Genomic DNA, 26,782 nt, shown 5'->3' with positions numbered 1-26,782 from the left:
CAGTGTAGTAACTAGCCGGGCGACAAGTAAGTGGCAGGGGAGACGGGGACCATGGCCGACACGGCACAGGACAAGGCGGCGGAGGCCGCCGGAAGCGGCCCAGGGGACGGCGGAAAGCCGCAGCGCAGCGTGCGGACGGTGATGTTCGCCCTGATGATCGCCATGCTGCTCGCCATGCTCGACAACATGATCGTGGGCACCGCGATGCCCACCATCGTCGGCGAGCTCGGCGGACTGGAACATCTGTCCTGGGTGGTCACCTCGTACACCCTGGCGACGGCCGCCTCCACCCCGATCTGGGGCAAGCTCGGCGACCTCTACGGCCGCAAGGGCGTGTTCCTGCTGTCGATCGTCATCTTCCTGATCGGCTCGGTCACCAGCGGCATGGCCCAGGACATGGGCCAGCTCATCGGCTTCCGCGCCGTCCAGGGCCTCGGCGCCGGCGGTCTCATGGTCGGCGTCATGGCGATCATCGGAGACCTGGTGCCGCCCCGTGAGCGCGGCCGGTACCAGGGCATGATGGCCGGCATCATGGCCGTCGCCATGATCGGCGGCCCGCTGGTCGGCGGCACCATCACCGACCACCTCGGCTGGCGCTGGAGCTTCTACATCAACCTGCCGCTCGGCGCCGTCGCGCTGGCCATGGTCACCGCCGTGCTCCACCTGCCGAGGAAGCCGCGCAGCACCGCCCGGATCGACTACCTGGGCGCCGCGCTGCTCACCGTCGGCATCACGGCCATCGTGCTCGTCACCACCTGGGGCGGCACCGAGTACGCCTGGACCTCGGCCGTGATCATGGAGCTGTCGGCCATCGGCATCGCCTCGCTCGTCGGCTTCCTGTTCGTCGAGGCACGCGCCGCCGAGCCGATCATGCCGCTGCACATCTTCCGCAGCCGCAACTTCTCGCTGATGGCGGTGATCGGCTTCTTCACCGGCTTCGTGATGTTCGGAGCGGTGCTCTTCCTGCCGCTGTTCCAGCAGTCGGTGCAGGGCGCCTCCGCCACCAACTCCGGACTGCTCCTGCTGCCGATGCTGGGCGCCATGCTCGTCGTCTCGATGATCGCCGGCCGGATCACCACCAGCACCGGCAGGTACCGGCTCTTCCCCATCGCGGGCAGCGCCCTGATGATCACCGGCCTCTTCCTGCTGGCCACCATGGACACCGGCACCTCGCGGTTCACCTCGGGCGTCTACATGGCCGTCCTCGGCGCCGGCATGGGCTTCCTGATGCAGATCACCATGCTGGTCGCGCAGAACAGCGTCGAGATGAAGGACATGGGCGTCGCGTCCTCGGGCGCCACCCTCTTCCGGACGCTCGGCAGCTCCTTCGGCGTGGCCGTGATGGGTGCCCTGTTCACCGGCCGGGTGGAGGACGAGATGGCCGCACGGGGCGGCGCCGAGGCGACCGCCGGGTCCGCCCAGCTCGACGCGGCGAGCCTCGCCAAGCTCCCCGACGCCCTGCGCGAGGCGTACGAGTACGCCGTCGCCTCGGGCACCCACGCGGCGTTCCTGGTCGGCGGATCGGTGGCGGTCGTCGCCCTCGTGGCCTCCTTCTTCGTCAAGGAGGTGCCGCTGCGGGGCGCCGGCCCCGCGGCCCCGGCGGCCCCGGCCGCCGACGGGACCCCCGGCAAGGTCACCGAGCGGGTCTGACCCGCCGCGCACGTCCCGGCGGGGGTCTTCCGGCGAAGGTCCCCGCCACGTGCACCCCGGCCCGGGTCTCCCGACGGAGGCCCGGGCCGCACACGCCGGTCCGGGTCTCCGGACGGAGGTCCCCCGCCGCGCACGTCCCGGCGGGGGTCTTCCGGCGAAGGCCCCCGCCACGTGCACCCCGGCCCGGGTCTCCCGACGGAGGCCCGGGCCGCTCGCGTTCAGTCGTCCAGCTCCAGGATCGGGAAGCTGCCGGTCGTGGTGGGCGCGTGCTCGGGGAGCCACAGCACCGCGATCGCGCCGCCGGACGTCCCGATCGGCGTGGTGCCGCCCGGGGCCGCGTTGCGGAAGGTCAGCCGCGCCCCGAGGACCCGCGCCTGGCCCGCGGCGATCGTGAGCCCCAGCCCGTGCCCGGTCCCCGCCCGGTCGCTCGCTCCCGTGCGGAAGCGGCTGGGACCCTCCCGGAGCAGGTCCTCCGGGAAGCCGGGCCCATGGTCCCGCACCCGCACGACCCGCCCCTCGACGGTGACCTCGACGGGCCCGCCGCCGTACTTCACGGCGTTGGTCAGCAGATTGCCGAGGATGCGTTCGAGCCGGCGCGGATCGGTGCTCACCCACGACTCGTGGACGATCCGGATCACCGCGTCCGGGTGCAGCGACCGCACCCGCCGCGCCACGAACTCCCCGAGCTGGATCTCCTGGAGCTCGGCCCGCTCCGACGCGCTGTCCAGCCGGGCCACCTCCAGCACGTCCTCGACCAGCGTGCGCATCGCCTGCGCCCGGTCCCGCACCAGCTCGCTGGGGCGGCCGGGCGGCAGCAGCTCGGCCGCGGTCAGCAGCCCCGTCACCGGGGTGCGCAGCTCGTGCGCGATGTCCGCGGTGACCCGGCGCTCGGCGTCGATCCGGGCCTGGAGGGCGTCGGTCAGGGCGTCCACCGCGCGGGCCAGGTCGTCGGTCTCGTCGCGCACGACTCCGCCGATCGCGTCCCTGACCCGGACCTCGGTGTTGCCCCGGGCCACGTTGCGGGCGGCGGCCGCCGCCTTGCGCAGCCGGCGCGAGAGCTGCCCGCCGATCAGCACCCCGAGCGCCGAACCGCCGAAGACGACCGCCACCGACCCGATGATCAGCGCCCGGTCGAGGTCCTTCATCACGGTGGCGCTGCGCCCGGTGAACTCGGTGTGCAGCGAGAGCACGTCCCCGTTGGCCAGCGGTACCGCCGCCCAGATCTCGGGTGCGCCGTCGCGGTCCTCGACGAAGCTGCCGCGCCGGCCGTCGCGCACCAGACGCTGGAGTTCCGCGGGGAGCGCGGGGTCGTTGATCTTGCTGTTGAAGCGGGGGTCGCGGTTCTTGGAGGTCTCGTACCAGCGCTGGGCGAGCAGCAGCCGGTCCATCTGCACATCGCGCGCGTTGTCGAGCATGGAGACCCTGGCGGCGTTGTGCACCACCAGGCTGAGCGCCATGGCGATGAGCGCGCCGACGGCGGCGATCGCGACACTGATCTTCCAGCGGACACCGGTCCGCAGCGCGGGACGTCTCACGGCCGCCGCGCTCATGCCCTGAGCTTGTAGCCGAAGCCGCGGACCGTCTCGATCCGGTCCTGGCCGATCTTGGTGCGCAGCCGCTGCACATGGACGTCCACGACACGGGTGTCGCCGCCCCAGCCGTAGTCCCAGACGCGCTCCAGCAGCTTGTCGCGGGAGAGCACGGTGCCCGGGGCGGCCGAGAACTCCAGCAGCAGCCGCATCTCGGTCGGCGTCAGCGCGACCGGGGCGCCGTCCCGGCGGACCTCCATGCCCTCGGTGTCGATCGCCACGTCGCCGAAGACGAGCGTGCCGTCCTCCTCGCGGCCGCCGGCCGCCGGTGCGCCGCCCGCGTGGCCGAACCGCCGCAGCACCGCACGGATCCGGGCCACCAGCACGGCGCCGTCGAACGGCTTGGTCACGTAGTCGTCCGCGCCGGCCTCCAGGCCGAGCACCACGTCGATCGAGTCGGCGCGGGCCGACAGCATGATCACGGGCACGGTCGACTCGTCGCGGATCCTGCGGCACAGGCTCACCCCGTCGAGGCCGGGCACCATCACGTCGAGCAGGGCGATGTCGGGCCGGTCCGCGCGGAACGCCTCCAGGCCCGCCAGCCCGTCGGGCACCGCGGTCACCTGGAATCCGACCCGCTCCAGGGCGAGCTGGGTGGCCTCGCGGATCACGTCGTCGTCCTCGACGAACAGGACATGGGTCTCGGCCATCCGTCAGCTTCCGTTCTCGGCCGGCAGCGGGCCGGCGGTCCAAGGGGTCGTGCGGCGCGGTACGCCCGCGCGAGCGGTCAGCCGCCCTCCGGGGCGGGGGCCTCGGAGGCCACGACCTCGCCCTCCCCGACGGCCCGGCTGTACTCGTTGCGCACCCAGTACTGCTGGGCGAACTTCCCGGCCGACCAGCGGTACGTGATGATCTCCTCGCCCGACGGGTCGTCGACCGGGTCGGCCTTCGCGTACACCTGCTTGGTCACCACCAGGTCGCCCCGGTCGATGGCCGAGTAGACCGCGGGTTCCTCGACGGAGAAGACGTTCTCGTAGGAACCGCCCGTGCCCCGGTAGACGTAGGTGCCCATGCCCACGGCGTCGCCGCAGGTCATCACGTTCACCACGACGTCGGGGACCGATCCGCCGGTGAGGACGCCGTACGAGGTGTCCACCGGGTACGCGTCGCGGCCGCACGGCCGCAGATCCGCCTTGACCCGGGCGCTGACCTTCGGGTCCTTGCGGAGCAGGTCCACCGCGTCGACGCCGCCGGTGAAGTGCCCCGCCGTCCCCGAGGGCGCCGGGGAGGGCGTCGCCTTGGAGGCCGCCTCCGACGGCGCCGCCCCCTCGTCCTGGAGCCCCGAGCCGCCGGTCGAGCAGCCCGCCCCCAGCAGCGCGAGGGCGACCAGTCCGGCCGCCGCCGCACCGCCCGCCCTGCCTCTGCCGCCGTCCGTGCCTGTCAGGCCGCGCACCGCTCCCGCTCCCGTTCGCCGTGGTGGGTACGCCGCGTCCCGGCGCGCTCCGCGGCGCGGCCGTCCAGGTCCCGTGACCGGAGCTCCTGGCGGAGCTTCGCGAGTGCCCGGTGCAGCGTGCTCTTCACCGTACCCGCCGACATGCCCAGCGCGGCAGCGGTCTCCTCGGTGCTCATCTGCTCCCAGTGACGCAGCACGACGACGCTGCGCTGCTTGGGCGCGAGCACCTTCAGCGCCTCGATCAGCAGGGCGCGGTCGGCGTGCTGCTCGGTGCCGTCCTCCACGGCGGACTCCGGGAGCTGCTCGGTCGGGACCTCCTCCAGACGGCGGGCGCGCCACCACTCGGTCCGCGTGTTGATCATCACGCGGCGCAGGTAGGCGTCCGCGAGCGACTTGTCCGCGATGCCGTCCCAGCGGCCGTAGGTGCGCACCAGCGCGGTCTGGAGCAGGTCCTGCGCCTCGACGGGGTCGGGCACCAGCCGTCGCGCACTGCGCAGCAGCGCCTCCTGCCGGGTCCGTACGTACTCCTCGAATTCGAGCACCTCGCCGTGCGCCATGCCGATCGCCTCCGCCCCGTGAATCCCCGTGTCCTTGCAGGACAAGAAGCTACGAAGGGCGTGTCACGGCGCTGTGCGCGCGAGCCGTCCAAGGGCGCACGGCCGTCCATCGGTTGTGTAACAGCGGAGGTTTCACCCGGGGTGGAGGCCGGGTAGGAACACGCGTTCGGCGCGGGTCAGCCGGTGACCGGCGGGCCGGCCGGCAGCCGGTAGCGCCCGCCCTCCAGCGGTTCGACCAGCCCGTCCGACACCAGCCCGTCCAGTGCCCGCCCGCGCTGCACCGGTTCGGGCCAGACGGCGTCCAGCGCCGACTGGGGCACCGAGCCCGGAGCGTCTCGCAGTACGGCCAGCAGCCGCCCGCGCACCTGCCGGTCGGTGCCCGCGTACGTCTGGCCGCGGCGTGCCGGGCCGTCGTGCGCGGGCTTGCCCGCCAGCCGCCAGGCGCACTGCGCCGCGATCGGGCAGCGCCCGCACTCCTCGTTGCGCGCCGTGCACACCAGCGCGCCCAGTTCCATCGACGCGGCCGCCCAGCGTGCCGCCGTCCCCTCCTCCTCGGGGAGCAGCGCCCGCGCGAGCCGGCGCTCGGCGGCGGTGGTGGCGGTCGGCGGGTACTGGACGCCGGTCGCGGCACGCGCGAACACCCGGCGCACATTGGTGTCGAGCACCGCGTGCCGCTGTCCGTAGGCGAAGGAGGCCACCGCGGCCGCCGTGTACTCGCCGATGCCCGGCAGGGCGAGCAACTGGGCGTGATCGCTCGGCACCTCGCCGCCGTGCCGTTCCGCTATCGCCTGCGCGGCGCCGTGCAGACGCAGCGCACGGCGCGGATAGCCGAGCCGGCCCCAGGCGCGGACGGCCTCGCCCGGCGCCTCGGCCGCCAGGTCGGCGGGGCGCGGCCAGCGGGCCAGCCACTGCTCGTACACGGGCAGCACGCGGCTGACCGGTGTCTGCTGGAGCATGAACTCGCTGACCATCACGCCCCAGGCGCCGGCTTCGGGCCGGCGCCAGGGCAGATCGCGGGCGTGCTGCTCGAACCAGGCGATCACCGGCAGATGAAGGGCGGCGGGGTCGGCGGCGGGGGACGTCTGGGATGCGTGGGTGGCAGTCATGGCACTGACGATCCTGGCACGCCCCGGCAGGCGGATGGCGCATACCGGCCGCCCCGGGCGGTGCCGGACCGCCCGGGCGGACGCGGCCGGGCGGTGGCGAACCGTTTGCTCAGGCGCGGCGGGGGCGGTGCCGATCCGTCCGGGGCGGACGCGGCCCGGCGGTGCCGGACCGTTTGCTCAGGCGCGGCCCGGACGGGGAGGAACCGTCTGCTCGGCGTGGCCCGGCCCCGCGAACCAGCGGACGAGGCCCGTGTCACTGGTGCGCATCGTCCCCAGCAGCGCCTCGGCGGGCCGGCGCAGCGCCAGGACGGACCCCGCGGCGACGAGCGCGCCGAGGACGAGGCCGGCCGCCACGTCATGGGGGTAGTGCACGCCGACGAAGACCCGGGAGAACGCCATCAGCACGGCCATCGGCACCGTCAGCCAGCCGATCCTCGGCCACGCGAGGGCCAGGGCGAGGGCCGCGGCGCCGGCGATGGCGGAGTGGTTGCTGGGGAAGGACCAGTCGCCGTACGGCGGGCAGGCCGACACCGAGGCGACCGCCTCGGTGACCGTGCGGCAGGGACGCTCCTCGTCCACGACCGACTTGAGCGACTCGCTGACCACGTACCCGACCGCCGTGGCGAGGGGCGCGAGCACGGCGAGGGCTATGGACCGGGCGGATCCGGTCCGGGCACGCCACCAGGCCACGACGTAGAGGGCGCCGAAGAGCAACAGCCCCGCCTCCGTCCAGAGTTCGGCGAGGTGCTGGAACCACGAGGGCGTGGAGTGGGCGAAGTCGGTGATGTCGCGGTAGAGATCGCGGGTCATGCTGCTGTCCATGGTCACGGACCGTACCCGCTCGCAGCGGGTGGTCACCCTGGGCGATCGGCCACGGCGACCCCCGACGAAGGTGGGGGGCCGGCCGGGACCGGGGCGCGGGCGGGGGAGGGGCGGCCCGGGAGCGCCGTCATGATCATCGGAGGTGCGATGATCGGCAGAACTTCGCGCTCCGGCGGCGGGTGGGGCGGGAGTTGGCCACGATCTCTCGTAGAGTTCGGTCCGTGGGATCTCTGCGCAATCCGATCGGGCCGCTTCCCTCCTCCATCTACTGGCGACGGAGGGCTGTAGCGGCGTCGTTCGTCGCGCTGCTCGCCGTGCTGATCGTCTGGGCCTTCACCTCCGGCGGCGGTGGCGGGAACAAGGACCGGGCCGACGGCAAGGGCCCCACGCCCGCGCCCACGATCACCCCCGGGCCGGACCAGTCCGGGCCCGCGATCAGCCAACAGCCGGGCGGACGCGACGAGTCCGGCGACGAGTCCGGCGACGAGGGCGGGAGCGGCGGCGGGTCGGCGGGATCCGGCGACGGCGGCGCGAGCCCCGGCGCGACGGGCGCGCCCGGCGAGGACAGCTCCGGCGGCGGCGGTGGCACGGCCACGGGCGGCACGTCCGGCGGCGGCCCCGGCCGCGAGGTGCCGGCCGGCTCCTCGCTCCCCAACTGTTCGGCCGCCTACCTGAAGTTCACCCTGCGCACCACCAAGGTCTCCTACGAGTCGGGCGAGAAGCCGTCGTTCCAGCTCGTGGTCTCCAACTCCTCGGCCGGTGACTGCAAGGCGGACTTCGGCCCGAAGGCCGCCGTGCTCACCGTGACCGACAGCGAGGACGAGGACGTCTGGTCCTCCCGCGACTGCCCGCGCACGGCTCCGCCGCTGCTGCTGCGCGTCCCCGCCAACGGCACGATCACCCACACCGTCGACTGGGACCGCGAGCGCAGCGTCGCCCGCTGCGCGACGCCCTCGCCGGGCAGGGCCGGGCCCGGTACGTACCTGGTGGAGGCATCGTTCCCGGGCGTGAAGGTGCTGCCGGCGTCGTTCCGGCTGGAGCAGGACTGACGCACAGCGCGGGGCGACCGCCCCGCTCGTGCCGGAGGGGCCCCGGAATCATTCCGGGGCCCCTCCGCCACGGGCGGACGCCGACGGGCGCCGCGCGGGTGGATCGGACGTACCGCAGCGGGACGCCGACCGGACGCAGTGCCCTGGACGCGGCTCGGACGAACCGCCGGAGGTCATACGCACCGCCCCGGGCCGGACGTACCGCAGCGGGACGCCGACCGGACGCACCGCCGCCGGTCGGCGGGTCGGACGCGCCGCCGCGGGTCGCGGGTCAGACGTACCGCTCCAGGATGGAGGACTCGGCGAGCCGCGACAGGCCCTCGCGCACGCTGCGCGCCCGCGCCTCGCCCACGCCGTCCACGGCCTGGAGGTCGTCGACACTGGCGGCCAGCAGCTTCTGGAGACCGCCGAAGTGCTCGACCAGGCGCTCGATGATCGCGCCCGGCAGCCTCGGCACCTTGGCCAGCAGGCGGTAGCCGCGCGGCGACACCGCCGAGTCCAGCGTCTCCGGGGAGCCGCTGTAGCCCAGGGCCCTCGCCACCACGGGCAGTTCGAGCAGCTCGGTGTGGCTCAGCGCGTCCAGCTCGGCGAGCGCCTCGTGCACGGTGCGGGAGCGCTTCGCGGTCGGCTCCGGCACGTAGTCCCGGACCACCAGCTCGCGCTCCGGCTCGACCCCGGCGATCAACTCGTCGAGCTGGAGGGCGAGCAGACGGCCGTCGGTGCCCAGCTCCACCACGTACTCGGCGATCTCGGTGGCGATCCGGCGCACCATCTCCAGCCGCTGCGCCACCGCGGTGACGTCCCGGACGGTGACCAGGTCCTCGATCTCCAGCGCCGAGAGCGTGCCGGCGACCTCGTCGAGCCGGAGCTTGTAGCGCTCCAGGGTGGCCAGCGCCTGGTTGGCGCGGGACAGGATCGCGGCCGACTCCTCCAGGACCCGGCGCTCACCGTCCACGTACAGCGCGATCAGCCGCATCGACTGCGAGACCGACACCACCGGGAAGCCGCACTGGCGGGACACCCGGTCCGCGGTGCGGTGCCGGGTGCCGGTCTCCTCGGTGGGGATGGACGCGTCCGGGACGAGCTGCACGCCGGCCCGGTGGATCTTGGAGATGTCCTTGTCGAGGATGAGCGCGCCGTCCAGCTTGCACAGCTCGCGCAGCCGGGTCGCGGCGAACTCCACGTCGAGGACGAAGCCGCCGGTGCACATGGACTCGACGGTCTTGTCCATGCCGAGAACGATCAGCCCTCCGGTGTTCCCCCTCAGGATGCGCTCCAGGCCGTCGCGCAGGGCGGTGCCCGGGGCGACCGCGCTCAGGGCGGCACGGATCTGCGCTTCGTTGCCCGTGCCTTGGCCGGACTTTCCGGGTGCTGCTGCCCCGTCCTTGGCTGCCACTGCACTCCTCCGGCTCGTACGGGTGGGCGAGACCAGGGCAAAGTCTACCGGCGAGGCCTGTCGTCCCGTGGGGAGTACGCCGAGGGGTGTCCGCGGGGCGCTCGCGCGAAGCGGCCGCCGGCGCCGCCGGGGCGCCCCTTACGCCTCCTCCGGGGCCTTCCGGCGGCCGCGCGGCAGCACCCGCAGGGCGTCGCCCATGTCGGCCACCTCCGTCACCCGCATCCCCGCCGGGATCCTGCCCGGGTCGGTGGGGACCAGGGCGTGGGTGAAGCCCAGCCGGTGCGCCTCGGCCAGCCGCCGCTGCACCCCGGTGACGCGCCGGACCTCGCCCGCGAGGCCCACCTCGCCGATGGCCACCAGATTCTGCGGCAGCGGCGTGTCACTGGCGGCGGAGGCGAGGGCGAGCGCGACGGCCAGGTCGGCGGCGGGCTCGGAGAGCTTCACCCCGCCCACCGTCGCGCTGTAGATGTCGCGCTTGCCGAGCGCCGAGATCCGGCCGCGCTGCTCCAGCACGGCGAGCATCATCGACACCCGCGAGGTCTCCAGCCCGGAGGTGGTCCGCCGGGGGGAGGGGATCTGGGAGTCGACGGTGAGCGCCTGCACCTCGGCGACCAGCGGACGGCGGCCTTCGAGGGTCACGGTCAGGCAGGTGCCGGGGACGGGCTCGTCACGCCGGGTGAGGAAGAGGCCGGAGGGGTCGGCGAGGCCGGTGATGCCCTCGTCGTGCAGTTCGAAGCAGCCGACCTCGTCGGTCGCGCCGTAGCGGTTCTTCACGCCGCGGACGAGCCGCAGCCGGGCGTGCCGGTCGCCCTCGAAGTGGAGCACCACGTCGACGAGGTGCTCCAGCAGGCGGGGGCCGGCGATCGCGCCGTCCTTCGTCACATGGCCGACCAGCAGCGTCGACATGCCCCGCTCCTTGGAGGCGCGGATCAGCGCGCCCGCGACCTCGCGGACCTGGGCCATGCCGCCGGGCGCGCCGTCGATCTCGGGCGAGGCCACCGTCTGCACGGAGTCGAGGACGAGCAACGAGGGCTTGACCGCGTCGAGATGGCCGAGGACGGCGGAGAGGTCCGTCTCCGCGGCGAGGTAGAGGTGGTCGGCGAGGGCGTTGATCCGGTCGGCGCGCAGCCGGACCTGGCTCGCCGACTCCTCGCCCGTCACGTACAGGGTGGGGTGGTCGGGGCCCGCGGCCTTGGCGGCCACGTCCAGCAGCAGGGTGGACTTGCCGACGCCGGGCTCCCCGGCGAGCAGCACCACGGCGCCCGGCACCAGCCCGCCGCCGAGGACGCGGTCGAGCTCGTCGACCCCCGTGGTGCGCGCGGCCGCCTGCCGGGCGTCGACCTGGCCGATGGGCAGGGCGGCGGTGGAGACCCGGCCGGCCGCGGTGGTGCGGACCGCGGGCGCGCCGTACTCCTCGACCGTGCCCCAGGCCTGGCACTCGGGGCAGCGGCCGAGCCACTTCGCGGTCGTCCAGCCGCATTCGGTGCAGCGGTAGGACGGCCGGTCCTTCGCGGTTTTCGTACGGGCAGCCATGCGCAAACCGTAGCGGTGACCACCGACAGTCCCGGCGCCGCACCCGGGCGGGCACGGGGCGCGGCGGCGGGAGCGGGGCAGGGCGCGTGCGCGGGCGCGGGGAGCGCGGTCGGTCCGGTGCGAGGGGGCCGTGGTCCGGCGATCGGAAGGAGCATGATCGGAAGAAGCGCGGAATCTGTCCTTCCTGTCCCCCTTCGAGGGAACTGTTCACCCGTAGGGGTTAAAAGCATTCAAGCGGTGCGAACAGGGTGCGTCACTGCCCCTACGGTCGCGGAGTGACGAGCAGCAGGCTGGACCCTCCTCCCCACACCACCGGCGCACACCGGGCGCACCGCCGCCCGTCCCGTTCCGCCTCGGAGCGGCCCCCCGCACGCTACGAGCCGTACCTCGACGGCCTGTTCACCTACTGTCTCTCCGTCCTGTGCGACCACGACGCCGCGACGGCGGTGCTCGGCGACGTCCTCGCCGTCGCCGAGCGCCAGCGCACCCGCTGCCCCGCCGAGGAGCCCGCCCGCAAGGCGTGGCTGTACGCGCTCGCGCGCTGGGCCTGTCTGCGCCGGCTGGCCGAACAGCGCCGCAGGCGCCCCGGCGCGCACACGGGCCGGGCGGCCGACCCGGCGGGCACGGGCGCGGCCGGGTCCGCGGACGGCGGACGGGCGGCCGGCTCCGACGACCGGCACCGCGCCGAACTGGCCCTGCTGGCCTGGCCGGAGGCGGCCGGCACCACCCCCGAGCAGCGCGAGGCCCTCGAACTCTCCGTGCGCCACGGCCTCGGCCACGCCGGGGTGGCCTCCGTCCTCGGCCTCGGCCCCGCAGCGGCCCGCGAGCTGCTGGCCGCCGCCGTCTGCGAGGTGGAGCGGACCAGGGCGGCCCTCGCCGTGGTCGAGCGCGGCACCTGCCCCTCGGTCGCCCGGCTCACCGGCGACAGCCGGGTCGTGCTCTCCGCCGCCCTGCGCCGCGAACTGGTCCGCCACGTCGACGACTGCCCCCGCTGCCGGCGGGCCGCGGAGCGGGCCGGGGCGGCCGGCCCGTGGCCCGGTTCCGAGGTCGCCCCGGCGGCGCTGCCGATCCTGAAGGCCCCGCGCTCCGCCGCCTATCTGGCCATGCACAAGGCGCCCCGGGCACGGGCGGGCGCCCTGCGGTTCGGCCCCGGCGGCTTCCCGCTGGACCCGAAGGACCACGCCGCCCGGCGTGACCGGCTGCGCGCCCGGGCGGTGACCACGACGGTCGTCGCCACGGTCGTCGCGGCCCCGGTCCTCGCGCTGTGGGCCGCCTACCGGGGCGCCCCGCTGACGGGCGAGGCCGAGCGCGGGCCCACGGTGAGCGCCGAGGACGGCTCCGGCGAGGAGGGCCGCTACGGCCACTACGAGAACGCGGGGAACGCCAGCGCCCGGCCCGACCCCCGGTTCACGGCGGACCCGCACGCCCCGGACGTCTCGGTCGAGGTGATCAGCACCGGTCCTCCGGCGCCCCCGTCCGCCTCCGGCACGGGGCCCGGCCGGCTCACCGTCGAGGCGCGGCCGGGCGGGGACACGACGCTGATCACCCTCACCGCGTCGGGCGGCTCGCCGGTCACCTTCTCGCTCTGGACGGACGCCTCCTGGCTCCGCATCCCCCGCTCCTCGGGCACGCTGGACCCCGGCGAAACGATCACTCTCCTGGTGACCGTCGACTCCGCCCGCGAGCCCGCCGGCTACTGGCGGGCCCAGGTCGGGGTCGACCCCTCCGGAGCCGTCGTCGCCATCCGCGGGCGCGGGGAGCACGGCACGGCGTCGCGTCCGCCGATTCCCGGCCGGCCGGGGACGACGCCGCCGACCACCCCGCCGCCCTCGTCGCCCGGCCCGGATCCGACCACCCCGCCGCCGACCACCGAGCCCCCGTCGTCGCCCGGCCCCGACCCGACCGGCCCGCCGCCGTCGTCGGATCCGCCGCCCTCCCCGGACCCGCCGTCGTCCCCCGGCACCCCGCCGCCGTCGGGCTGACCGTGGCCCCCCGGCACCCCGCCGCCGTCGTGGCCCGGCGCACGAACGCTTCCGTGGCACGGCGCACGCACCGGCCGCCGGTGCCGCACCCGAGGCGTCCCGGGGCGCCGCTCCGCCGCCGGCCCGGCGCACGGCGGGGCCGGGCGGGTTCGTCCCGCCCGGCCCGTTCCCGCCGGCTCAGCGCGCCCCGGGCTCCGTCCGCCCGCGGGGGTCGGCCGGGTGCGGCGCGACCAGCGGCAGCGACGAGGCGAGGCGCGCCTCGCACAGCTCCACCAGCACGTCGTACGCCTCCTTGCCCATCAGCTCGGTCAGCTCCGGCCGGTAGGTCACGTAGACCGGATCGCCCGCGCCGTGCGCCGAGGTCGCCGAGGTGCACCACCAGTGCAGGTCGTGCCCGCCCGAACCCCAGCCCCTGCGGTCGTACTCACCGATCGAGATCTGCAGCACCCGGGTGTCGTCCGGCCGGTCGATCCAGTCGTACGTCCGCCGCACCGGGAGCTGCCAGCACACGTCCGGCTTCGTCTCCAGCGGCTCCCGGCCCTCCCGCAGCGCCAGGATGTGCAGCGAGCAGCCCGCGCCGCCCGCGAAGCCCGGACGGTTCTGGAAGATGCACGACCCCTCCCAGCGGCGCGTCTGGCGCTCGCCGTCCTCGTCCTCCTGCACCCAGCCGGAGTCGGTGCCCACGCCGTGGAACTGCCACAGCTCCGGCGTGAGGCGCGCGACATGCCCCGCCACGCGCTCCTCGTCGTCCTCGTCCGAGAAGTGTGCGCCCAGCGTGCAGCAGCCGTCGTCCGCGCGCCCCGCCTGGATCCCCTGGCAGCCGCTGCCGAAGATGCAGGTCCAGCGCGAGGTCAGCCAGGTCAGATCGCAGCGGAAGACCTGTTCGTCGTCCGCGGGATCGGGGAACTCCACCCAGGCCCGGGGGAAGTCCAGGCCCTTCTCGTCCTGCTCGGTCTGCTGCACGGGAGCGGCTTTGCCCGGCTTCGCCTTTTTCGTCTTTGGCACGGCTCCAGCGTATGCGCGAGTCGGCAGTAGCGTTCGGTCCATGAGACTCGGAGTCCTCGACGTCGGTTCGAACACGGTGCACCTGCTGGCGGTGGACGCGCATCCCGGCGCCCGCCCGCTGCCCGCGCACTCCCACAAGGCGGAGCTGCGCCTCGCCGAGCTGCTCGACGCACAGGGCCACATCGGCGCCGAGGGCGTCGGTCTGCTGACCAAGACCATCGGCGAGGCCCTCCAGGCCGCCGAGGACCAGGGGTGCGAGGAGGTCCTCTCCTTCGCCACCTCCGCCGTCCGCGAGGCGGGCAACGCCGACCAGGTGCTGGCCAGGGTGAAGGCCGAGACCGGGGTCGACCTCACGGTCCTCTCGGGCGAGGAGGAGGCCCGGCTCACCTTCCTCGCGGTCCGCCGCTGGTTCGGCTGGTCCGCGGGCAAGCTGCTCGTCCTCGACATCGGCGGCGGCTCGCTGGAGATCGCGTACGGCATGGACGAGGACCCGGCCGCGGCCGTCTCCCTGCCGCTGGGCGCGGGGCGGCTGACCGCGAGCCGGCTGCCCGGCGACCCGCCGGACCCCCAGGACGTCAAGGCGCTGCGCCGCTACGTCCGCACCGAGATCGCCCGGACCGTCGGCGAGTTCAGCAGGCTCGGCCGGCCGGACCACATCGTCGCCACCTCCAAGACGTTCAAGCAGCTCGCCCGGATAGCCGGAGCCGCGCGGACCGCGGAGGGCGTGTACGTGCAGCGCGATCTGAGTCGTTCGTCACTCGCCGAGTGGGTGCCGAGGCTCGCCACGATGACCGTCGAGGACCGCTCGGAGCTGCCCGGCGTCTCCCCGGGGCGGGCCGGGCAACTGCTGGCAGGAGCCCTGGTCGCGGAGGCGGCGATGGACCTCTTCGGGGCCGAGCGGCTGGAGATCTGCCCCTGGGCGCTGCGCGAGGGCGTCATCCTGCGCCGCCTCGACCACCTCCCGGCCGGCGGGTGACGGGCTCCCTACCGACGAGTTCGTCCCTTTAGGCTGTCCCTCGTGGCAGAACCAGTGGTGCGCATCCCGGACGCGAAGGTCGTCCTGTCGACGGCCTCCGTCTACCCGGAGTCCACGGCGACGGCCTTCGAGGTCGCCGCGCGCCTCGGCTACGACGGCGTCGAGGTCATGGTGTGGACGGATCCCGTCAGCCAGGACATCGAGGCGCTGCGCAGACTCTCCGACTACCACCAGGTCCCGATCCACGCCGTCCACGCGCCCTGCCTGCTGATCACGCAGCGCGTCTGGTCCACCGACCCGTGGGTCAAGCTCCAGCGGGCACAGGCCGCGGCCGAGAAGCTCGGCGCGTCGACGGTCGTCGTGCACCCGCCGTTCCGCTGGCAGCGCAGCTACGGCCGCGAGTTCGTGCGGGGCATCTGGCGGATGGCGGACGAGACGGACGTCCGCTTCGCGGTGGAGAACATGTACCCGTGGCGCTACCGCGACCGCGAGATGCTCGCCTACGCGCCCGACTGGGACGTCACCAAGGACGACTACCGCCACTTCACCGTCGACCTCTCGCACACGGCGACCTCCCGGACCGACACCATGGCCATGGTCGACCGCATGGGCGACCGGCTCGCCCATGTCCACCTCGCCGACGGCAAGGGCTCGGCCAAGGACGAGCACCTGGTCCCCGGCCGGGGCGACCAGCCGTGCGCGGAGCTGCTGGAGCGGCTGGCGCGCACGGGCTTCGACGGCCATGTCGTCATCGAGGTCAACACCCGGCGCGCCATGTCGGCGGCCGAGCGCGAGGCGGACCTCGCGGAGGCGCTGGCCTTCACCCGGCTGCATCTGGCCTCCGCGTCCCGCATCTCATGACCGGGGAGCCCAGGCGCCGCGGCCGGCCCGCCCGCACGTCGGCGGACGAGGGGCCCGGCGCGCGGGAGCGGATCCTCGGGGCGGCGCGGGCGGAGTTCGCCGAGCGGGGCTACGACCGGACGACCATGCGCGGCATCGCCCGGGCTGCGGGCGTGGACGCCGCGCTCGTCCACCACTACTTCGGCACCAAGGACGACGTCTTCGCGGCCTCCGTCGAGGTCTCCTTCGAGCCCGCGCTCGTCGTCCCCACGATCCTCGGCCCGTCCACCGAGGGCGTCGGCGAACGGCTGGCCCGCTACTTCGTCGCGGTCTGGGAGAACCCGGTCAGCCGGGCCCCGATGCTCGCGGTCATCCGCTCGGCGCTCACCCACGAGGGGGCGGCGAAGGTGATGCGCGCCTTCGTGGCGCGGCGGCTGCTGGAGCGGGTGGCGGCCGAGCTGGAGGTGCCGGACGCCCGGTTCCGGGCCGAGCTCGCGGCGTCCCAGATGGTCGGGATCGCGATGCTGCGCTACGTGCTGAAGGTCGAGCCGCTCGCCTCGGCGGACCCGGAGGAGATCGTGCGGATGGTGGCGCCGACCCTCCAGCGCTATCTCACCGAACCCGGCCCGCCCTCCGGCGGTGCGGCCGGCCCCGACGCGACCACCGACGACGCGGTCTCCGACGACGCGGCCGGCCCCGATGCGACCTCCGACGACGCGGCCTCCGGCGGCGCGGCCGGCCCCTCCGGCGCGGCCGGCGGGACCGAGGGCTGAACCGGCCGTCCCGCATTCCGGACGCGCTGTCCAGATCTTGGAGCGGCGGCGTACGCTCGGGGCAGGTACACCCGTCACGAGGAGCGAGCGACGATGCCCGAGCTGAGGTCCCGCACTGTCACCCACGGCCGCAACATGGCGGGCGCACGCGCCCTGATGCGGGCCTCCGGTGTACCGGGCGCCGACATCGGGCGGAAGCCGATCATCGCGGTGGCCAACTCCTTCACCGAGTTCGTCCCCGGCCACACCCACCTCCAGCCGGTCGGCCGGATCGTCTCCGAGGCCATCACCGCCGCCGGCGGCATCGCCCGCGAGTTCAACACGATCGCCGTCGACGACGGCATCGCCATGGGCCACGGCGGCATGCTCTACAGCCTGCCCTCGCGCGACCTGATCGCGGACAGCGTGGAGTACATGGTCGAGGCGCACTGCGCCGACGCCCTGATCTGCATCTCCAACTGCGACAAGATCACCCCCGGCATGCTGATGGCCGCCCTGCGCCTCAACATCCCGACGGTCTTCGTCTCCGGCGGCCCCATGGAGTCCGGCCGGGCCACCCTCGTCGACGGCACCGTCCGCACCCTCGACCTGGTCGACGCGATCTCCGAGGCCGTCAACGACAAGGTCTCCGACGAGGACATCCTCCGCATCGAGGAGAACGCCTGCCCGACCTGCGGGTCCTGTTCCGGCATGTTCACCGCCAACTCGATGAACTGCCTGACCGAGGCCATCGGCCTCTCCCTGCCGGGCAACGGCTCCGTCCTCGCCACCCACACGGCCCGCCGCGCGCTCTACGAGAACGCCGCCCGCACGGTCGTCGACATCACCCGCCGCCACTACGACGAGGACGACGCCTCCGTCCTGCCGCGCAACATCGCCACCCGCGCCGCGTTCGAGAACGCCATGGCCCTCGACATCGCCATGGGCGGTTCCACCAACACGATCCTCCACCTGCTCGCCGCGGCCCAGGAGGCCGAGCTCGACTACGGCCTGAGCGACATGGACGAGGTCTCGCGCCGGGTGCCCTGCCTGGCCAAGGTCGCCCCCAACGTCGCCCCGCGCGGCACGTACTACATGGAGGACGTGCACCGGGCCGGCGGCATCCCCGCGATCCTGGGCGAGCTGTACCGCGCCGGGCTGCTCAACGAGGACGTCCACGCCGTCCACTCCCGCTCCGTCAAGGAGTGGCTGGGCGCCTGGGACGTCCGCGGCGGCTCGGCCACCGAGGAGGCCGTCGAGCTGTTCCACGCCGCCCCGGGCTGCGTCCGCTCCGCCGAGGCCTTCTCCCAGTCCGAGCGCTGGGACGGCCTCGACCTGGACGCGGCCGGCGGCTGCATCCGGGACGCGGCCCACGCCTACTCCGAGGACGGCGGACTCGCGGTGCTCCGCGGCAACCTCGCCGTCGACGGCTGCGTGGTGAAGACGGCCGGCGTCGACGAGTCCATCTGGACCTTCGAGGGCCCGGCCGTGGTCTGCGAGTCCCAGGAGGAGGCCGTCGAGAAGATCCTCAACAAGCAGATCACCCACGGCGACGTCGTCGTCATCCGCTACGAGGGCCCCAAGGGCGGCCCCGGCATGCAGGAGATGCTCTACCCGACCTCCTTCCTCAAGGGCCGGGGCCTCGGCAAGACCTGCGCGCTGGTGACGGACGGCCGCTTCTCGGGCGGCACCTCGGGCCTCTCGATCGGCCACGCCTCCCCGGAGGCGGCGTCCGGAGGCACGATCGCGCTCGTCGAGGACGGTGACCGGATCCGCATCGACATCCCCGGCCGCTCCATCGAACTGCTCGTCGACGACGCCACCCTGGCGTCCCGGCGCGAGGCCCTCGACGGCGTGTACGCCCCGAAGAACCGCGAACGCAAGGTCTCCGCGGCGCTGCGCGCCTACGCGGCGATGGCGACGAGCGCGGACAAGGGCGCCGTGCGCGACGTCTCCCTCCTGGGCTGACCGCCCCGCTCCGGCCACCGGCCCCGTCCGCCCGCCCCACGGCGCGCGCGGACGGGGCCGCTGCCGTGTTCCGCGGGCCGCCGACCCGGCCCGCGGGACAGGGCGGCGGCCCGGCACCTCACCAGCGGGACGGGTCCCTGGCGTCCACCGCGAAGACGGAGCCGTCGGGGGCCGTCGCGTAGACCCGGCCGGGTGCCGCGGCGGGAGCCGGCAGGACCGAGGCGTGCCCGCCGCCGCCCATCCGGGGCTTCGTCTGCCCGACGAGGCGGCCCCGCCCGGCGTCCACGGCCAGCAGCCGCCCGTCACCGGCGGACAGGTACACATGGCCGCCGCGCGGCACCGGACGGGACAGGTGGGCCACCGCCGTCTCCAGCCGCCACACCTCGGCCCCGCCCGCGCCCCGCGCGGTGTCGACGGCGAGGAGCGAGCCGCCCGCGCCGACCACGTAGACCATGTCGCCCGCCACCGCCGCCTGCGCCTGGTCGAGGGGCGCGGTCAGCGCGATCCGGCGCGACGGGTGGTCCGGCGCCGCCGTGTCCAGCCGGACGACCGCGTCGGTGAAGCCCTCCGCGTCCGTCGCCAGGAACTGGAGCGCGCCGTCCCCGGCCGCCACGGGCGTCAGCGAACCCGGCAGCCGCTTCGTCCACAGCACCCTGCCGTCGGCCCGGCCGACGGCGGCGACCCGGGTGGACGTGCCGTCGGCGGACGGCGTGCCGGCGAACACCGGACCGGTCCCGTCCCGCGCGCCCGTCCACACGGTGCCCGCACCGCCGTGACGTCCGCGCCAGCGCTCGGCGCCGGTCGCGGCGTCGAGCGCCCGCACGGCACCCTCCGCGGTGGCCAGCAGCACCAGGTCACCGGTCGGACGGACGGTCGCGTACGCCGACACGTCCCGCTCCCAGCGCACCGCGCCGGACGCGGGGTCGAGCGCCCGGTGCCGGGTGCCGCCGGGCGGGAGCACGTGCAGCACCCCGCCGGCGAGCACTGGCGCCGCGCCCTCGCCGCCCGGCCCGGGGCGCGTGCCGTCCGCCCCCGCCCCGGCGGACCAGAGCACCCGGCCGTCGGCCGGGTCCAGCCCGGCCACGCCGGCACCGGCGCCGGAGCAGTGGAGCGCGGCACCGGCCGCCGCGCAGACCGGCGCCCCGGCCGAGCCGAGCGTCGTGCTCCACGGCCGGAAGGGCTCCGGCGCGGCGGACGGGGCGCGCCGCGGCGGTGTCCCGTCCGACGGGGCGGCGAGGACGGCGCCGGCCGCCGCCGTCGCCCCGACCACCACGGCGAGAGCCGTCCACAGCACCGCCGGGCGGCGCCACCGGCCACGCCCGCCGGCGGGCCGGTGCGAGCCGCCGGCAGCGGTCTCCTCCGGGTCACCGGCCGGGTGCTCCGGCTCCGTGTCCCCGCCGGTGTCCGCCGGGGAGCGCTGGGCGGGTATGTACGCCTGGGTGTCGAAGGACGCCGAGGGCGAGGACGCGCGCAGCGCCACCATCAGCTCGTACGGCGTGGGCCGCTCCCGCGGCTCCTTCGCCAGACAGCGGCGCAGCAGCGGCACCAGGGCCTGGGGCACACCCGCCAGATCGGGCTCGTTGTGCACCACCTGGTACGCCACGATGTAGGGGCTGTCGGAGTCGAACGGCCCCCGGCCGGTGGCCGCGTGGACCAGCACGGCCCCGAGCGCGAACATGTCCGCCTCGGGCCCCACCTCCCGGGGGCGCTGGAACTGCTCCGGCGCCATGAACGGCGGGGTGCCGATCAGTTTCCCGGTCTCCGTGCGCAGATCGCTGTCCTTGGGACGGGAGATGCCGAAGTCGATGACTTTCGGTCCGTCCTGCGCCAGCAGCACATTGCTGGGTTTGAGATCGCGGTGCACCACGCCGGCGCGGTGGATGTCCCGCAGCGCCTCCGCGAGCCCCGCGCCCACCCGCTGCAACTCGGCTTCACCCAGAGGACCGTTCCGCTTCACCCGTTCCGCGAGGGTCGGCCCGTCGATGAACAGCGTGGCCATCCAGGGGCGTCCGGCCTCGGGATCCGCGTCGACGACCGGGGCCGTGAACGCCCCGCTGACCCGCCGCGCGGCCGCCACCTCCTGGCGAAAACGCGCCCTGAACTCGGGGTCCGAGGCGTGCTCGGCATGGATGACCTTGACGGCCAGGCGCAATCCCGAGGCGGACGTGGCGAGATGGACGACACCCATGCCGCCCGTGCCGAGACAGTCCTCGAGGTGGTACTGACCGGCATATTCCGGATGTTCCGCTTCCGGGAACGGCCCGGTGCTTTGCAGCGGTGGCATCTCCCACCCCCGTTTGATGGTGCCCACGCGCGACGCACGGAGCCTAGTCGATGGTGCGTGCGATCCAGCCACCGCTTGCTAGCCTGCGCGCGGCGAACACGCCGGAAATCATGAGTTGTCCGTCAACGGGGGGAGAAGCCCAGTGGCTGTCGAAGAGGTGGAGAGCGAGCGGGCCGAGGTCGAGGCGGCCGCCGCGTACACGATCAAGCGGTACCCGGTCGCCCCGGGCGTCCGGCTCAACGTCCGGTCCGGTCCGGGGACCAACTACCAGCTCGTCAAGGTGCTCCAGTACGGGGCCAGCGTCCCGATCAACTGCCAGACGCCCGGCGAGACGGTCACCGGGCCGTACGGCACGAGCAACATCTGGGACAACATCGCCAACGGCCAGTTCGTCTCGGACGCGTACGTCCGTACGGGCAGCGACGGCTATGTCGCCATCCGCTGTGCCTGACCCCGCGGGGCGGATGCGGGGATAATCGACCCCGTGAGCGACCACACCGAGCAATCCGGCACCACCGGCGGCGGCCCCCGGCCCGAGCCCCTTCGTTACTTCGGCACCACCTGGGTCGAACACGACGGGCACTACGGACTGCGGCGGGCCGCCGTCGCGGCCGGCTCCCTGGTGACCGCCTTCGCCGCGGCACTCGTGCTGCGTTTCGCGTACCAGGGGCTGTCCATCGCGGAGGTCGGCGGCTTCGTCAACGGGCTGGTCGTCGTCATGTTCGCCGTGTGCAGCGCCATCGCCTTCCGCAAGACCTGGGAGAGCTACACCCGGCGGCCCTCCGGCTCGTCCTCCGAGGACGCGCTGCGCGGTCTCAAGGCGATCGGCTTCATCGGCTCGCTCATCGCCTACGCCCTGCGCTGCTTCGTCGAGGCGCCCGGGGAGGGCCTGCGCCGCGCCGAGTACGAGAAGGCGAAGACCCAGTACGCCCGCCGCCGCACCACCCGCTCCGGCAACCCCGCGCACCGCGACGCCAAGGGCGACGCCGGCCGGGGCGGCAGGCCGAAGCGCGCCTAGCCCTCCGTGCGGGACGGCTGTCCTCGGGACGGCTTTCTTCTGGACGGCCGTCCAGCGGGTCAGCGGCCTTCGGGACGGCGGCCTTCGGGTCATCCGCTCTCCGGATCATTGGCTCTCCGGCTCCGGCCCGGGCGCGCGAGCCCGCCGGGATCCGGACGAGGGGCCCTGGCGGCGGCCGGCCCCGGGCAGGATGACGGCATGACCGACATCGCCGCCTCCGCCGATTTCGCCCGCCGCGCCCGCTCCTTCGACGCCGCCGCCACGCAGTACGACACGGCCCGCCCCGATTACCCGCCGGCCCTCCTCGACGCGCTGGAGGAGACGACCGGCCGCCCCCTGAAGGGCGCCCGCGCCGTGGACGTCGGCGCCGGGACGGGCATCGCGACCCGGCTGCTGCGCGACCGCGGAGCCCGGGTGACCGCCGTCGAACCGGGCGCCGGAATGGCGGCCCGCTTCCGCGCCTCGCTGCCCGGCGTCCCCCTCGTCCGCGGCAGCGGCGACGCACTGCCGCTGGCCGGCGCGAGCGCCGACCTGATCACCTACGCCCAGTCCTTCCACTGGACCGATCCCGCCCGGTCCGTCCCGGAGGCCCTGCGCGTCCTGCGGCCCGGCGGCGCGCTCGCCCTGTGGTGGAACGTCGCCGACCTCGGCGTGGGCTGGATCGCCGCCCAGCAGGAACGCATACGCCGCGACCTCGACGGCGACACCAAGGGCGCGCCCGGCAACGCCAGGGCACTCCCGGCCGGGCTGCGGCAGACGGACCGCACGCTCCGCTGGAGCCGGCGGATCCCGCTCGACCTCCACCTCGCCAACCTCGGCAGCCACTCCGTCTTCCTGCTGCACGACGCGCGGGACACCCGCGCCTTCCTCGACCGCGAGCGCGCCCTGCTGGGCGAGGTGTTCCCGGACGGGGTCGTCGAGGAGGAGTACACCGTCGAACTCACCGTCGCCCTGCGCCAGGACGCCTGAGCGGCACCGCCACCGTCCCTTGACGCCCGGCACCCCCCGGAGCACTATTCATCGCATGATGAATTCTTCCGGTGTCGCCGTCCTCGGCCGCGGCCTCACCGTGGTCCGGGGCGGCCGCACGGTCCTGCGCGGCATCGACTTCACGGTGCACTCCGGCCGTATCACCGGTCTCCTCGGCCCCTCCGGCTGCGGGAAGTCCACCCTGATGCGCGCCGTCGTCGGCACCCAGGCCAGGACCACCGGCACCCTGGAGGTCCTCGGCCGCCCGGCCGGCCACCCCGCGCTGCGCTCCCGGATCGGCTACGTCACCCAGGCGCCGTCCGTCTACGACGACCTCACCGTCCGCCAGAACCTGGACTACTTCGCCGCCGTGCTGCTCCCGGGCCGCGCGGCGCGCGACGCCCGCCGGGAGGCCGTCGCCCGCGCCGTCGCCGACGTCGATCTCACCTCGCACGCCGACGCCCTCGCCGGACGGCTCTCCGGCGGCCAGCGCAGCCGGGTCTCCCTCGCCGTGGCCCTGCTCGGCGCACCCGAACTGCTGGTCCTCGACGAACCCACCGTGGGCCTCGACCCCGTGCTCCGCCGTGACCTGTGGGACCTCTTCCACCGGCTCGCCGCGGACCGGGGCACCACGATCCTCGTCTCCTCCCACGTCATGGACGAGGCCGAGCGCTGCCACCGGCTGATCCTGCTGCGCGAGGGCGCGATCCTGGCCGAGGACACCCCCGGCGACCTGCGCGCCCGCACCCGTTCGGCGACCGTCGAGGAGGGGTTCCTCCGCCTGGTCGACGCGGCGGACGGGAAAGCCGGCGAGCGGGCCGGAGCGCACGCCGAGGAGAAGGCCGAGAAGAGCGCCGGAGAGAGCGCCGGAGAGAGCGCCGAGGAGAACGCCCGATGAGCATGTCCCGCACCCTCGCCACCGCCGCCCGCGTGCTCCGCCAGCTCCGCCACGACCGGCGCTCGATCGCCCTCATGGTCCTCGTGCCGTGCGTGATGCTCTTCCTGCTGCGCTACGTCTTCGACGGCACCCCGCGGACCTTCGACGCCATCGGCGCCTCGCTGCTCGGCATCTTCCCGCTCATCACGATGTTCCTCGTGACCTCGATCGCCACCCTGCGCGAACGCACCTCGGGGACGCTGGAACGCCTGCTCGCCATGCCGCTCGCCAAGGGCGACCTCATCGCCGGCTACGCCCTCGCCTTCGGCCTCGTCGCCGTCGTCCAGTCCCTGCTCGCCACCGGACTCGCCCTGTGGGGGCTGGGCCTGGACGTCGTCGGCAGCCCTTGGCTGCTGCTGCTCGTCGCACTCCTCGACGCCCTGCTCGGCACCGCGCTCGGCCTGTTCGTCTCCGCCTTCGCCGCCTCCGAGTTCCAGGCGGTGCAGTTCATGCCGGCCGTGATCTTCCCGCAGCTTCTGCTCTGCGGACTGTTCACCCCGCGCGACAGGATGCAGCCCGTCCTCGAAGCCGTCTCCGACGTGCTGCCGATGTCCTACGCCGTCGACGCCATGGACGAGGTGCTCCACCACACCGACACCACCGGCCCGTTCGTCCGCGACGTCCTCGTGGTCGCCGGCTGCGCCGTGCTCGTCCTCGCCCTCGGCGCGGCCACGCTGCGCCGCCGCACCGCCTGAAGCCCGCCCGGCCCCCGACCCGGGCTGCCCGCCCCTCGGACGCGCCCGCCGCCGGACCACCCCCGGTGCAAGGATGTGAGCGCACGCATCCCCACCGGCGAGGTGAACGAAGCCATGACCCAGACAGTCGCAGTCCTCGGTACGGGCAAGATCGGCGAAGCCCTCCTGAGCGGCATGATCCGTGCCGGCTGGCGTCCCGCCGACCTGCTGGTCACCACCCGGCGCAGCGAGCGGGCCGGGGAACTGCGCACCCGCTACGGCGTCGAACCGGTCACCAACGCCGAGGCCGCCAAGCGGGCCGACACCCTCATCCTGGCCGTCAAGCCGCAGGACATGGGCAAGCTCCTCGACGAGCTGGGCCCGCACCTCACCGCCGACCGCCTCGTCATCAGCGCCGCGGCGGGCATCCCCACCTCGTTCATCGAGGAACGGCTGGCCGCCGGCACCCCCGTCGTGCGCGTCATGCCGAACACGCCCGTCCTCGTCGACGAGGGGATGTCCGTGATCTCCGCCGGCAGCCACGCCACCGGCGGCCATGTCGCCCACGCCGAGGAGATCTTCGGCGGCGTCGGCAAGACCCTCCGCGTCCCCGAGTCCCAGCAGGACGCCGCCACCGCGCTGTCCGGCTCGGGCCCGGCGTACTTCTACTTCCTCGTCGAGGCCATGACCGACGCCGGCATCCTGCTCGGCCTGCCCCGCGCCCAGGCGCACGACCTGATCGTGCAGGCGGCGATCGGCGCGGCCGTGATGCTCCGCGACAGCGGCGAGCACCCCGTCAAGCTGCGGGAGGCCGTCACCTCGCCGGCCGGCACCACGATCAGCGCCATCCGCGAACTGGAGAACCACGGGGTGCGCGCCGCCCTCATCGCCGCCCTGGAGGCGGCCCGCGACCGCAGCCGCGAGCTCGCCTCCGGCAACGGCTGACCCGTCCCGCCGGGACCTCCCGCCGCGGCCCGCCTCCCGCCGCGGCCCGCCTCCCGCCGCGGCCCGCCTCCCGCGCCGGACGGCACGCGCGGCGGACGGCACGCGCGGCGGACGGAAGGCACGGCACGCACGGCGGGACGCCCGGGTGGCGACGGTGTCAGGCCGGCGGCAGCAGTCCGATCGCCCGGTAGGCGCGGTCCACCAGGGGCCGCGCCATCTCCCTGGCCCGCAGCGCGCCCCGCTTCAGCACCTCGTCGACGTAGCCCTGGTCGGCGGCGAACTCCGCGTGCCGCTTCCTGATCGGCGCGAGGACCTCCACCACCGCCTCCGCGGTGTCCTTCTTCAGGGCGCCGTAGGAGGTGTACGTCGCGGCGAGCCCGGCGGGGTCCCCGCCCGAGCAGGCGGCGAGGACGTCGAGCAGATTCGCCACCCCGGGCCGCTCCTCCCGGTCCAGGACCACGTCCGTCCCGCTGTCCGTCACGGCCCGCATCACCTTCTTGCGCACCAGGTCCGCGTCGTCGAGCAGATAGACGATGCCCGCGCTCGACGCGTGGGACTTGCCCATCTTGGATCCCGGGTCCTGGAGGTCCATGACCCGGGCGGCCACGGGGGGATGCGTCGCCTTCGGCACGGTGAAGGTGTGGCCGTAGCGCTGGTTGAACCGCACGGCCAGGTCGCGGGTCAGCTCGACGTGCTGCCGCTGGTCGTCGCCCACCGGCACCTCGTCCGCCGAGTAGGCCAGGATGTCGGCGGCCATCAGCACCGGATACGTCAGCAGGGACAGCCGCACGCTCTGTCCCTCGGCCTGCGCCCGTGCCCCCTTCTCCTTGTACTGGATCATCCGCCGCAGCTCGCCGTCGGTGGCGGTGCACTCCAGCAGGTAGGACAGGCGGGCGTGCTCGTCGACATGGCTCTGCACGAAGACGGTGCACAGCTCCGGGTCGAGCCCCGCCGCCAGCATCAGCGTGGCCGCCTGCCGGGTGAGTCTGCGGACCCGTGCCGGATCGTGCTCGACCGTGAGCGCGTGGAGGTCGACCACGCAGAACAGCGCGTCCGTACGGTGCTGGTCCACCTCGGCCCACCGCCGCATCGCGCCCAGGTAGTTGCCCAGGGTCAGATGCCCCGTCGGCTTGATCCCGCTGAAGGTTCTCGTCATGTCCCTCTCCGGTTCCCGGACCGCAGGATCGTCGTGGACGACCCTCGGGCCTGATCGGAGCCACCGGTCCCGGCGGGCCGACTCCCGGGGGAGACATGCGAACGGCCGCCGAGGCGGCGGCCGTTGAGTGCGTACGTCAGTGCGGGCCGCCGAGTCAGGCGGCCCACCAGAAGGTGCGGCA

Annotated in this window: 23 protein-coding genes and 1 pseudogene; 13 read left to right on the top strand and 11 right to left on the bottom strand. The window is 74.4% G+C overall.

All coding sequences use genetic code 11. The features are described 5' to 3' along the window. The first annotated feature begins 51 nt into the window (after positions 1–51). Positions 52–1,650 (top strand): MDR family MFS transporter, encoded by a 1,599-nt coding sequence (locus JE024_RS15640; protein WP_205374174.1) that lies wholly within the window; start codon positions 52–54, stop codon positions 1,648–1,650. Positions 1,651–1,868: 218 nt separating this feature from the next. Here the strand turns inward: JE024_RS15640 and cseC are convergent, their stop codons facing one another. From cseC to JE024_RS15610, 6 genes are all read right to left on the bottom strand, one after another. Further along, positions 1,869–3,185, bottom strand: a complete 1,317-nt coding sequence (gene cseC, locus JE024_RS15635) for a two-component system sensor histidine kinase CseC (RefSeq protein ID WP_205376556.1) — start codon at positions 3,183–3,185, stop codon at positions 1,869–1,871. A gap of 11 nt (positions 3,186–3,196) precedes the next feature. Beyond that, the gene (cseB, locus tag JE024_RS15630; RefSeq protein WP_205374173.1) at positions 3,197–3,889 is read right to left on the bottom strand and encodes a two-component system response regulator CseB; all 693 of its coding nucleotides are present in this window, start codon (positions 3,887–3,889) and stop codon (positions 3,197–3,199) included. 77 nt (positions 3,890–3,966) lie between these two features. Continuing rightward, positions 3,967–4,632 carry a hypothetical protein gene (locus JE024_RS15625; protein WP_205374172.1) on the bottom strand — a complete coding sequence of 222 codons (666 nt, stop codon included), beginning with the start codon at positions 4,630–4,632 and terminating at the stop codon, positions 3,967–3,969. Beyond that, the gene (locus JE024_RS15620; protein ID WP_205374171.1) at positions 4,620–5,189 is read right to left on the bottom strand and encodes a SigE family RNA polymerase sigma factor; all 570 of its coding nucleotides are present in this window, start codon (positions 5,187–5,189) and stop codon (positions 4,620–4,622) included. The genes JE024_RS15625 and JE024_RS15620 overlap by 13 nt, the downstream gene beginning before the upstream one ends. Positions 5,190–5,365: 176 nt before the next feature. Next, positions 5,366–6,295: an iron-sulfur binding domain-containing protein gene (locus tag JE024_RS15615; protein ID WP_205374170.1), complete on the bottom strand. Its 930-nt coding sequence runs from the start codon at positions 6,293–6,295 to the stop codon at positions 5,366–5,368. A gap of 177 nt (positions 6,296–6,472) precedes the next feature. Continuing rightward, on the bottom strand, positions 6,473–7,117 hold the full coding sequence (locus JE024_RS15610) for a phosphatase PAP2 family protein (protein ID WP_205374169.1): 645 nt from the start codon (positions 7,115–7,117) through the stop codon (positions 6,473–6,475). A gap of 221 nt (positions 7,118–7,338) precedes the next feature. On the opposite strand from JE024_RS15610, the gene JE024_RS15605 reads away from it, so the two are divergent. Continuing rightward, positions 7,339–8,166: a hypothetical protein gene (locus JE024_RS15605; RefSeq protein ID WP_205374168.1), complete on the top strand. Its 828-nt coding sequence runs from the start codon at positions 7,339–7,341 to the stop codon at positions 8,164–8,166. A gap of 271 nt (positions 8,167–8,437) precedes the next feature. Here JE024_RS15605 and disA read toward each other — a convergent pair whose 3' ends face one another. Beyond that, positions 8,438–9,562, bottom strand: a complete 1,125-nt coding sequence (disA, locus tag JE024_RS15600) for a DNA integrity scanning diadenylate cyclase DisA (RefSeq protein WP_205374167.1) — start codon at positions 9,560–9,562, stop codon at positions 8,438–8,440. A 138-nt stretch (positions 9,563–9,700) separates the two neighbouring features. Continuing rightward, positions 9,701–11,095 carry a DNA repair protein RadA gene (gene radA, locus JE024_RS15595; protein WP_205374166.1) on the bottom strand — a complete coding sequence of 465 codons (1,395 nt, stop codon included), beginning with the start codon at positions 11,093–11,095 and terminating at the stop codon, positions 9,701–9,703. Between the two features lie 275 nt (positions 11,096–11,370). Between radA and JE024_RS15590 the strand changes: the two genes are divergently transcribed. Then, positions 11,371–13,077: a BACON domain-containing protein gene (locus JE024_RS15590; RefSeq protein WP_205374165.1), complete on the top strand. Its 1,707-nt coding sequence runs from the start codon at positions 11,371–11,373 to the stop codon at positions 13,075–13,077. A 177-nt stretch (positions 13,078–13,254) separates the two neighbouring features. On the opposite strand, the gene JE024_RS15585 is transcribed toward JE024_RS15590, so the two are convergent. Beyond that, positions 13,255–14,124 carry a DUF3109 family protein gene (locus JE024_RS15585; protein ID WP_372449810.1) on the bottom strand — a complete coding sequence of 290 codons (870 nt, stop codon included), beginning with the start codon at positions 14,122–14,124 and terminating at the stop codon, positions 13,255–13,257. On the opposite strand from JE024_RS15585, the gene JE024_RS15580 reads away from it, so the two are divergent. The 4 genes and pseudogenes from JE024_RS15580 to ilvD all read left to right on the top strand — a co-directional run bounded on the left by JE024_RS15580 (position 14,123) and on the right by ilvD (position 18,618). Next, positions 14,123–15,058, top strand: coding sequence for a Ppx/GppA family phosphatase (locus tag JE024_RS15580; protein ID WP_205374163.1), 936 nt, complete (start codon positions 14,123–14,125; stop codon positions 15,056–15,058). The genes JE024_RS15585 and JE024_RS15580 overlap by 2 nt on opposite strands. A gap of 42 nt (positions 15,059–15,100) precedes the next feature. Beyond that, positions 15,101–15,919, top strand: a complete 819-nt coding sequence (locus tag JE024_RS15575) for a sugar phosphate isomerase/epimerase family protein (protein ID WP_205374162.1) — start codon at positions 15,101–15,103, stop codon at positions 15,917–15,919. Beyond that, positions 15,916–16,518, top strand: a pseudogene (locus JE024_RS15570) (TetR/AcrR family transcriptional regulator); the annotation flags it as partial. The gene JE024_RS15575 and the pseudogene JE024_RS15570, both read left to right, overlap by 4 nt. Positions 16,519–16,764: 246 nt before the next feature. After that, a complete protein-coding gene (gene ilvD / locus JE024_RS15565) occupies positions 16,765–18,618 on the top strand; it encodes a dihydroxy-acid dehydratase (protein WP_205374160.1) in 1,854 nt (617 codons plus the stop codon). Between the two features lie 118 nt (positions 18,619–18,736). On the opposite strand, the gene JE024_RS15560 is transcribed toward ilvD, so the two are convergent. Next, the gene (locus JE024_RS15560) at positions 18,737–20,902 is read right to left on the bottom strand and encodes a serine/threonine-protein kinase (protein WP_205374159.1); all 2,166 of its coding nucleotides are present in this window, start codon (positions 20,900–20,902) and stop codon (positions 18,737–18,739) included. Between the two features lie 157 nt (positions 20,903–21,059). Here JE024_RS15560 and JE024_RS15555 point away from each other — a divergent pair, with 157 nt between their 5' ends. From JE024_RS15555 to proC, 6 genes are all read left to right on the top strand, one after another. Continuing rightward, positions 21,060–21,353 carry a peptidase gene (locus tag JE024_RS15555; protein WP_244883178.1) on the top strand — a complete coding sequence of 98 codons (294 nt, stop codon included), beginning with the start codon at positions 21,060–21,062 and terminating at the stop codon, positions 21,351–21,353. A 33-nt stretch (positions 21,354–21,386) separates the two neighbouring features. Continuing rightward, on the top strand, positions 21,387–21,920 hold the full coding sequence (locus tag JE024_RS15550) for a hypothetical protein (protein WP_205374157.1): 534 nt from the start codon (positions 21,387–21,389) through the stop codon (positions 21,918–21,920). A 198-nt stretch (positions 21,921–22,118) separates the two neighbouring features. Then, complete coding sequence (locus JE024_RS15545; RefSeq protein ID WP_205374156.1) at positions 22,119–22,889, top strand: class I SAM-dependent methyltransferase; 771 nt, start codon at positions 22,119–22,121, stop codon at positions 22,887–22,889. A gap of 55 nt (positions 22,890–22,944) precedes the next feature. After that, positions 22,945–23,787: an ABC transporter ATP-binding protein gene (locus tag JE024_RS15540; RefSeq protein ID WP_205374155.1), complete on the top strand. Its 843-nt coding sequence runs from the start codon at positions 22,945–22,947 to the stop codon at positions 23,785–23,787. Next, positions 23,784–24,521: an ABC transporter permease gene (locus tag JE024_RS15535; RefSeq protein ID WP_205374154.1), complete on the top strand. Its 738-nt coding sequence runs from the start codon at positions 23,784–23,786 to the stop codon at positions 24,519–24,521. Before JE024_RS15540 ends, JE024_RS15535 begins: the two co-directional genes overlap by 4 nt. Positions 24,522–24,635: 114 nt before the next feature. Further along, a complete protein-coding gene (proC, locus tag JE024_RS15530; RefSeq protein WP_205374153.1) occupies positions 24,636–25,445 on the top strand; it encodes a pyrroline-5-carboxylate reductase in 810 nt (269 codons plus the stop codon). Positions 25,446–25,602: 157 nt separating this feature from the next. Here the strand turns inward: proC and trpS are convergent, their stop codons facing one another. Next, positions 25,603–26,601, bottom strand: a complete 999-nt coding sequence (gene trpS, locus JE024_RS15525) for a tryptophan--tRNA ligase (protein WP_205374152.1) — start codon at positions 26,599–26,601, stop codon at positions 25,603–25,605. Positions 26,602–26,782 lie beyond the last annotated feature (181 nt).

Origin of the sequence: Streptomyces zhihengii (assembly GCF_016919245.1) — a bacterium.
Classification (GTDB): domain Bacteria; phylum Actinomycetota; class Actinomycetes; order Streptomycetales; family Streptomycetaceae; genus Streptomyces; species Streptomyces zhihengii.
This window is presented reverse-complemented; position numbering and strand designations above follow the sequence as displayed.

Coding starts and splice junctions, on each gene's coding strand:
- cseB (WP_205374173.1), bottom strand. CDS start 3,889: ATGGCCGAGACCCATGTCCTGTTCGTCGAGGACGACGACGTGATCCGC.
- JE024_RS15580 (WP_205374163.1), top strand. CDS start 14,123: ATGAGACTCGGAGTCCTCGACGTCGGTTCGAACACGGTGCACCTGCTG.
- ilvD (WP_205374160.1), top strand. CDS start 16,765: ATGCCCGAGCTGAGGTCCCGCACTGTCACCCACGGCCGCAACATGGCG.
- radA (WP_205374166.1), bottom strand. CDS start 11,095: ATGGCTGCCCGTACGAAAACCGCGAAGGACCGGCCGTCCTACCGCTGC.
- JE024_RS15610 (WP_205374169.1), bottom strand. CDS start 7,117: ATGGACAGCAGCATGACCCGCGATCTCTACCGCGACATCACCGACTTC.
- JE024_RS15545 (WP_205374156.1), top strand. CDS start 22,119: ATGACCGACATCGCCGCCTCCGCCGATTTCGCCCGCCGCGCCCGCTCC.
- JE024_RS15535 (WP_205374154.1), top strand. CDS start 23,784: ATGAGCATGTCCCGCACCCTCGCCACCGCCGCCCGCGTGCTCCGCCAG.
- JE024_RS15560 (WP_205374159.1), bottom strand. CDS start 20,902: ATGCCACCGCTGCAAAGCACCGGGCCGTTCCCGGAAGCGGAACATCCG.
- trpS (WP_205374152.1), bottom strand. CDS start 26,601: ATGACGAGAACCTTCAGCGGGATCAAGCCGACGGGGCATCTGACCCTG.
- proC (WP_205374153.1), top strand. CDS start 24,636: ATGACCCAGACAGTCGCAGTCCTCGGTACGGGCAAGATCGGCGAAGCC.
- JE024_RS15585 (WP_372449810.1), bottom strand. CDS start 14,124: ATGGACCGAACGCTACTGCCGACTCGCGCATACGCTGGAGCCGTGCCA.
- JE024_RS15615 (WP_205374170.1), bottom strand. CDS start 6,295: ATGACTGCCACCCACGCATCCCAGACGTCCCCCGCCGCCGACCCCGCC.
- JE024_RS15540 (WP_205374155.1), top strand. CDS start 22,945: ATGATGAATTCTTCCGGTGTCGCCGTCCTCGGCCGCGGCCTCACCGTG.
- JE024_RS15620 (WP_205374171.1), bottom strand. CDS start 5,189: ATGGCGCACGGCGAGGTGCTCGAATTCGAGGAGTACGTACGGACCCGG.
- JE024_RS15640 (WP_205374174.1), top strand. CDS start 52: ATGGCCGACACGGCACAGGACAAGGCGGCGGAGGCCGCCGGAAGCGGC.